Source organism: Streptosporangium sp. NPDC001681, assembly GCF_040298085.1.
In the GTDB taxonomy this organism is placed as follows: domain Bacteria; phylum Actinomycetota; class Actinomycetes; order Streptosporangiales; family Streptosporangiaceae; genus Streptosporangium.
The window spans coordinates 1-7579 of sequence record NZ_JBEOZN010000231.1 but is presented as its reverse complement, the minus strand read 5'-3'; the positions used below and the strand labels follow the sequence as shown (position 1 = coordinate 7579).

Annotated in this window: 6 protein-coding genes; 2 read left to right on the top strand and 4 right to left on the bottom strand. The window is 68.9% G+C overall.

All coding sequences use genetic code 11. The features are described 5' to 3' along the window. Positions 1 to 326 precede the first annotated feature (326 nt). Positions 327 to 1442: an AI-2E family transporter gene (locus ABT130_RS46340; RefSeq protein ID WP_350966311.1), complete on the top strand. Its 1116-nt coding sequence runs from the start codon at positions 327 to 329 to the stop codon at positions 1440 to 1442. A gap of 9 nt (positions 1443 to 1451) precedes the next feature. Next, positions 1452 to 2180, top strand: coding sequence for a DUF6597 domain-containing transcriptional factor (locus ABT130_RS46335; RefSeq protein ID WP_350966310.1), 729 nt, complete (start codon positions 1452 to 1454; stop codon positions 2178 to 2180). Positions 2181 to 2186: 6 nt separating this feature from the next. Here ABT130_RS46335 and ABT130_RS46330 read toward each other — a convergent pair whose 3' ends face one another. From ABT130_RS46330 to ABT130_RS46315, 4 genes are all read right to left on the bottom strand, one after another. Continuing rightward, positions 2187 to 3839 carry an AMP-binding protein gene (locus ABT130_RS46330; RefSeq protein WP_350966309.1) on the bottom strand — a complete coding sequence of 551 codons (1653 nt, stop codon included), beginning with the start codon at positions 3837 to 3839 and terminating at the stop codon, positions 2187 to 2189. Positions 3840 to 3888: 49 nt separating this feature from the next. Further along, the gene (locus ABT130_RS46325) at positions 3889 to 4740 is read right to left on the bottom strand and encodes a PhzF family phenazine biosynthesis protein (protein ID WP_350966308.1); all 852 of its coding nucleotides are present in this window, start codon (positions 4738 to 4740) and stop codon (positions 3889 to 3891) included. Between the two features lie 27 nt (positions 4741 to 4767). Then, positions 4768 to 6168, bottom strand: coding sequence for a putative hexosyltransferase (locus tag ABT130_RS46320; protein WP_350966307.1), 1401 nt, complete (start codon positions 6166 to 6168; stop codon positions 4768 to 4770). Between the two features lie 212 nt (positions 6169 to 6380). Beyond that, on the bottom strand, positions 6381 to 7487 hold the full coding sequence (locus tag ABT130_RS46315; RefSeq protein ID WP_451935675.1) for a chitinase: 1107 nt from the start codon (positions 7485 to 7487) through the stop codon (positions 6381 to 6383). Positions 7488 to 7579: the final 92 nt, after the last annotated feature.

Below are 7579 nucleotides of genomic sequence, written 5' to 3'. Positions count from 1 at the left end.
CCATCTTATCGGATCTGCCGGGTTTGTGTCAACTTGTCGGCTTCCCGACCATCGACCCAGACCCGCCGAATCCGCTAGGATTGCGACCACCCTGTTTCCAGGGCAACCCCTCTAACTTACTCCAACATCCGGTTGTTGTCCAATCGGATCTCGGCGCGACGCATGCGTCCCGACGAGGGAACTGATCAAAAGGGTGGTCCCGAGGCTTTGGCGATCTCCGCCGACCTCCTCGGGCCTGTGAACTCTATGTACGCCGCCGGGTCCCGTCAAATCAAAGCGCGTGCCCCGTGGAGACGTGTTTCCCGCTCGCTGGGTAGAGATCGAATATGACGGACCAGCGAGTATTGCCCAGGGCGCTCGTCGTGCTTCTCTGCGCCGCGAGTGCGGTGATCGTCCTGGGCGGGATCAGGCAAGTCAACTCGATCGTTGGACCGGCACTGCTGGCACTGGTCCTGGTCCTGGCGGTCTCCCCGGTCAGGACCTGGCTTCACCGGCACGGCGCTCCCGGGTGGGTACTAGTGGCCGTCCCCCTGGTGATCGTGCTGCTGATACTCCTGGGCATGGTGGCGGTCCTGACCCTTGCCATCGCGCAACTGGCCGCTCTCATACCCACCTATGACAAGCAGTTCCAGCAGCTCGTGCTGCAGGCACAGGAACTGGCGGCGAACCTCGGCATCGGCACGCGGCAGATAAACCAGGCGATCAACTCCTTCTATCCCGGCAAGGTCTTCACGATCGCGCAGGAATTCCTCAGCGGGCTGGTGGGCGCGTTCTCCGGCATCGTTCTCATCATCGTCCTGCTCCTGGCCATGTGCCTGGACGCGCAGGCCTTCTCCCGGATTCTCGCCATGGGGGCGGCGCGCAGACCCCTGCTCATCGGTGCGCTCCACGACTTCGCCCACCGGACCCGTCGTTATCTTGTGGTGTCGACGGCGTTCGGGCTGGTCTGCTCCGCGTTGGACGTGGCCGCGCTCTGGTTTCTCGACGTGCCGCTCCCCCTCCTCTGGGGCGTGGTGGCACTGATCACCAACTACATCCCCAACATCGGCTTCGTCCTGGGCCTGATACCGCCCGCCCTGCTCGGCCTCCTGTCGGGCGGCCCCAAAACCATGCTCTTCGTGATCGTCGCCTATGTGTTGATCAATTTCGTGGTGCAGTCGCTGATCCAGCCCAAGTACCTCGGTGACGCCGTCGGGCTGTCCACGACCCTGACCTTCATCTCGCTCATCCTGTGGACGTTCCTGCTCGGCCCGCTGGGCGCGCTGCTGGCCATCCCGCTCAGCCTGCTGACCCGCACGTTGCTGATCGACAGCGATCCCGACGGCGAGTGGGCCGCCGCCCTCGTCTCGGGGAATGTGCCCGACGAGGGGCAGCCGGCGGCGGAAGACTCGACGACGGGCGACCGGCAGGAGAAGAACGGAGGAGGAGACAGCCGCCCGTAACCTGAGGTCATGTATCGCGAGTGGGCTCCGGACCCCCGCGTCGCCGGGCGGGTGGCCTGCGTGTGGAGCAACGAGGCGACCGCCGTCACGACCACGGGCATGCCCCAGCTGGTCGTGCCCGACGGCTGTGTGGATCTGATCTGGGGTCCGAGAGGAGCACAGGTCGCGGGCCCCGACACCGGCCCGAAAACCGTGTGGATGTCGCCGGGCGACCGCTACATCGGGATCCGGTTCAGATCCGGCGCGGCGGGCGGGGTGTTCGGCGTGCCGCTCGACAGCCTGCGCGACCTGCGGGTACCGCTGTCCGAGCTGGGACCGCTCAGGGAACTGTCCGAGCTGGCCCCCTTCACGGGAGGGGCACCGGAGCCGGTCATCGACGCCGTGCAACGGGTTCTGGCCGTACGAATGCGCACGACGTCCGAGCCCGATCCCGCCGCGTCGGCGATCGCCGAGGCACTGCTGGCGGGGCGGAGCGTCAGGGAGGTGGCCTGGGATCTGGGGCTCGGCGAGCGGCAGCTTCTGCGTCGGTCCCTGCGGGCCTTCGGGTACGGCCCGAAGACACTGCAGCGGGTGGTCAGGTTCCAGCGGGCGCTGCGGCTGGCCAGACGCGGCATCGCGGCGGCCGAGGTCGCCGCGGCCAGCGGATACGCCGACCAGGCTCACATGGCGAACGAGGTACGGCGACTGGCGGGAGTTCCCCTGGGCCGGCTGATCGGACAGTCCGGCGACGGATACTGACGGGCACTAGGGAAGCAGCCGGGCGCGGCCGAAGTCGACGAACCTGGCACGCAGTGCCGAGCACGCCTCCTCGGTCAGCGGAACATAGGCGAGGTCACGTCCCGGCCGCCACCACACCGGGTCGGCGCACTCCCACAGCTGACGCCGCAGGCCGCTCTTGTCCACCTTGTTGGTGGCGGTGAGCGGCATCTCCGGTGTCAGCCGTACGAAGCGGGGAGCCCACTTGGTGCCGAGGTCGGGCTGGGCGTTGAGGAACGCGGCGAATCCGGCAGGTTCGAAGTCGCCGTCGAGTTCCAGCGCGGCCATGACCTGGTCGCCGGTGCGCGGGTCGGGCACCGCGTAGACGGCGCACATGACCGTGCCCGGGTAGCGGGCGAGGATGCGCTCGACGGGCGCGGCGGCGAAGTTCTCGCTGTCCACCCGGAGCCGGTCGGCGTCCCTGCCCGCGAAGTAGAAGTATCCGGCGCTGTCGCGGTAGGCGAGGTCGCCGCTCCAGTACCAGCCGTCGCGGAGCCGCTGGGCGTCCGCCTCGGCGTTGTTGTAGTAGCCCTCGAAGGAGGCGTCGCGCCGGACGATCTCGCCGATCGCCTCGTGCCCGTTGACCAGCCCGCCACTGTCGTCGAAGCGGGCCCGCGGACACTCGCGGCCGGTGGCGGGGTCGTGGACGGCGACGTCCATCCCCTGCTGCGGCAGGCCGAGCGCGTCGGCCGGGGTTCCGGGAACCTTGCTGATCGCGATCGCCCCCTCGGAGGAGCCGTACCCCTCGATGATCTGGGCACCGAACCGCCTGGCGAACTCGGTCAGGTCGCGGGAGGAGGCCTCGGTCCCGAAGGCGGCCCGCAGCGGGTTACGGGAGTCGTCGTCGCGTTCGGGGGTGGCCAGGATGTACGCGAGGGCACGGCCGACGTAGTTGAAGTAGGTGACGCCGTACCTGCGGATGTCGGCGAGGAACTCCGAGGCGCTGAAGCGGCGGCGCATCGCCACCGTCGCGCCCACGCCGGTGGCCATCGCCAGGTTGGCCATGACGGCGTTGCCGTGGAAGAGCGGCATCGCGAGGTAGGTCACCGACTCCCGGTCGATCCCGAACCGGCCGCCCCGCCCCGCGATGGCCGCCAGCCGCCCCTGACCGCAGATCACCGCCTTCGGTGATCCGGTCGAGCCCGAGGTGAAGAGCAGCAGCAACGCCTCCTCGGGCCGTGGCGGCTTCTCGGCGTCGAGGGCCGCCCTCGCCTCGCTGCCGGTGCGGCGGGCCAGCAGCGCGCGGTAGCCGTCGGTGTCGGCGAGCAGGACCCGGCCGGGTGGCAGCCCGAGGTCGAGACCGTCGAGCAGGGCGGAGCGCGGGGTGTCGGTGACGACGAGGTGGCAGTCGGTGTGCCGGATGTCCGCGGCGAGTTCCGCGCCGCGCCGGGTGGGGTTGATGCCGACCAGGGTCGCGCCCGAGAGGGCCGCGGCGAAGATCCAGAAGACGTACTCGGGGACGTTCTCCAGCAGGACGCCGAGGTGGAACGGGCGGCCCGGCTCCCGCATGTCCAGGGCCAGTGCCGCCCGCAGTTCCGCCTCGTGGACGATCCGCGCCCAGCTGTAGCTCTCGTCCTCGAAGCGCAGGCCGGGATGTTCGTCACCGGCCCGCGCCCGGATCAGGTCCGCGAATGTCACCACACCCGGATCTTGAGCAAGTGCTTGGTCAAAGTCAAGCCGTGCCGGGGATTCAGACGATCTCCAGCGCCACCGCTCCGCCGCTCACCCGGCTCCGGCCGTCGGCCGAGGCGATCGAGACCTTCAGCGTGCTGGGCCGTCCCATGTCCACCCCCTGGATGACGGTGAACTCCGAGCAGCCGGAGTCGAGAGTGCGCAGGTAGCCGCCGAAGGCGGCGGCCGCGGCCCCGGTGGCCGGATCCTCCACGACGCCCCCGACCGGGAAAGGGTTGCGGGTGTGGAACCGCTCGTCGCTCTCCCGCCAGAACAGGTTCACCGTCGTCCAGTCCTCGCGGATCATCAGTGCCTTCAGCCGCTCGTAGTCGTAGTCGAGGTCGGCCAGGCGCTCGCGCGAGGCCGCGGCGACCACGAGGTGCTGCACGCCGCCGAACGCGACGTGTGGAGGAAAGGCCGGGTCGAGTTCGTCGCGGGACCAGCCGAGGGCGGCGAGGGCCTCCTCCAGCGTCTCCTCCGCGACGGGCCGGGAGTAGGTGGGGACGCTGGTGAGCGTGGCGCGGAGCGCGTCGTCGGCGATCTCGGTGTCGATGACGATCTCACCGGCGTTCGTGTCGAAGACCAGCCGGCCGGTCCCGAGGCGCTCGGCCAGGGCCACCGAGGTGGCGATCGTGGCGTGCCCGCAGAACGCCACCTCCGTCGAGGGCGCGAAGTACCGGACCCGGAAGGCGCGCCGCCCGTCGTCGCGAGCGGTCACGAACGCCGTCTCGGAGTATCCGACCTCGGCGGCGATGGCGAGCATCTCCTCGTCGGAGAGCCCCGCCGCGTCGAGGACGATCCCGGCGGGGTTCCCCCCTTCAGGATCATGGGTGAAGGCCGTGTAGCGCAGGATTTCCACAGTGTTCGTCACACCTACCTACACTAACCAGCTAACTCATCACGGCGGTGACAGGCTAGGGGAGGCCGGGACGGGCCGCAGGGATGGCGGTTCCTCGGGAGCGTCAGGTGCTTTGAAGACGCGGCGCGCCCAGGGCATCGCGAGCACCAGGATCGGCAGGAGCACGATGGAGCCCTGGGACCAGAAGACATGGAGGCTCCGCCAGGTGGCGGAGTCGAACTGGGTCATGTAGAGGTAGCCGTACGCGGCCCAGAAGGACACGCCGATGATGGCCGGCCAGGCGAAACGGGTCGGACGGGCGACCAGGAACGGCATGAACCACAGGAGGTACTGCGCACCGAGCCTGGGAGTGGCGACCATGAAGGCGATCAGCAGCGCCGTGGTGAGGTCGACCGGGTCGGCGCGGCGCCACAGGAAGGCGGTCACCAGCAGGGTGACGTAGACCAGACGGGTGCCGAACGTGGCGATCCCCTGGTGCAGATCGTTGACGCCGTGCATGTAGATGGCGCTGTAACCCCACTGGCCGACGATCGGGCGGACGTCCTGGATCACCCGGATGACCTCGGGGATCTGGCTCAGCGAGGTGCCGGCGAAGATCGGCAGGGTGACCAGGAAGAAGATCGGCGCGATGCCGGTGGCCACGAACGCCACGACGCGGGCGCGGAAGGTGGGCAGCAGCAGGAGCATGCCCGGGATGAGCCAGATCGGCCAGCTCTTGGCACAGAGCGCCAGGCCCATCAGCAGCCCCGCGCACAGGGCGCGGCGTAGGGACTGCCGGTCGCCTGGGCGCGGGGTGAGCGCCCTGCGGACCACGCCGGTGGGACCCGTGGCATGCCGTATGGCACCGGGGAGGCCTCGGAACGCGACGCTGCCTCGCACCAGCGCGACCACGTCGGTCCGGATGCCCGGCCGGTCGGGGTCGCCGGGCCCCCGGGCGACGACGAAGGCGGCGACGCCGAAGACCAGGGCGACCGGCTCGACCTGGCCGTGCACGGAGGCGACCAGGATGGCCAGCGGGTTGCAGGCGTACTGGAAGGCGCGCAACGACGCCTTGGAGCCTCCGGCGAGCTTGCCGACCAGCGGGATCAGCGCGATGTCGGCGACCACGGTGACCAGGCGCCCGCCGATCTCCCAGGGGATGCCCAGCCAGAGCAGGAAGCCGTAGACGTAGGGGATGGTCGGCAGGAAGTGCCAGCCGCCGTTGCTCCCCAGGACGGGATCCTCACGGTTCAGGACCGCCTCACCCGCGGGTTTGAAGCTGTTGACGAAGTCGACCGGCTGCCAGGTGTCCATCGCCGAGGTGGTCATGATGAGCACCCTGAAGACGATTCCGACCACCAGCACGGCCGGCAGTGAGGGCCGCCAGCCCTTCCACTGTGCGACCAGGGCGAGTACGACACCTGTGACGAGGACGAACCCCGTGAGAATTGCGTAGTCCATGACGGCCCCTAGCCTGCCGGACCTCACCGCCGACCGGCCACCCGGTCTCTAAACCGAGACCTCTCTGCCAGTTTTGGCGACCTTGGGAATCCGGGCCGTCACGAAGAGTGATGATCGCGAACCGCTCCGGGTGTAAGCCCCGTGAGACCTGCGGACGCGGAGGGGTGGAACCTCGCCGCCGGAAGTCCGTCTCTCCCGGCGGCGAGGAGTTCTCAGCCCAGACCGTCGAGATAGGCCCGGTGGTTGCGGGAGAACTCGAAGGCGTTGTACCTGTCCCAGTTGATGGACCAGGTCATCAGGCCGCGGAGGTTCGGGTAGACCCCCCTGGGCCGGTACGAACCGCAGTTGGTCCCCTTCGCCAGGCAGTCGAAGGCCTTCTGGACCTCCGCCACCGTGGTGAAGCCGTTGCCCGCGTACGCGGCGGCGGGCAGGCCGATGGCGACCTGGTCCTGGCGTAGCGCGGGGAAGACGTTGGCCGGGTTGCCGGCGATCGGGAAGCCCGCGAGCAGCATGTCGGTCATGGCGACGTGGAAGTCATGGGTGCCCATGGTGTGGTACTGGTTGTCCAGCCCGGTGATCGGCCCGGAGTTGTAGTCCTGGACGTGCAGCAGGGTCAGGTCGTTACGCATCGCGTGGATGACCGGGAGGTAGGAGGCGGCCCGCCGGTCGGCGGAGCCGTTCGGTCCCGGGCCGTAGAACTGGTAGCCCAGCTGGACGAAGAACGTCTCGGGGGCCATGGTCAGTACGAACCGGGCTCCGTACCTGGCCTTGAGGGTCTTCAGCGCGGAGATCAGGTTGACGATGACCGGGGTGGTGGGTGCGGACAGGTTGGTGTCGCCGCTGTCGAGGTAGAGGGAGTGGCCTTCGAAGTCGATGTCCAGCCCGTCCAGGCCGTACTTGTCGATGATGGCGCTCACCGACTGGACGAACTTGTCGCGCGCGGCCGTGGTGCTCAGCTGGACCTGGCCGTTCTGGCCGCCGATCGAGATCAGCACCTTCTTGCCGAGTGCCTGCTTGGCCCGGATTCCGGCGATGAACTCCGCCTCGGACTCGACGTTGGGGCACTCGGCGACCGGGCACTGGGTGAAGCGGATGTCCCCCGAGGTCACCGAGGTGGGCTCGCCGAAGGACAGGTTGATGACGTTCCACTCATTGGGGACGTCGGCCATCCGGATGTAGCCGGAGCCGTTGGCGAAGGAGGCGTGCAGGTAGCCGACCAGCACCCGCTTGGGCAGGTCGCCGGGGGGCGGCATGTTGGTGACGGTCGCGGAGACCGCGCCCGACTTCGCCGACTCACCCGAGGCGTTGGTCGCGCTCACCTGGTAGCTGTGGGTGCCCGCACCGGGGGCCTCGGAGAAGGTGGTCCCGGTGGCACTGCCGACCTTGGTGCCGTTGCGATAGACGTTGTAGC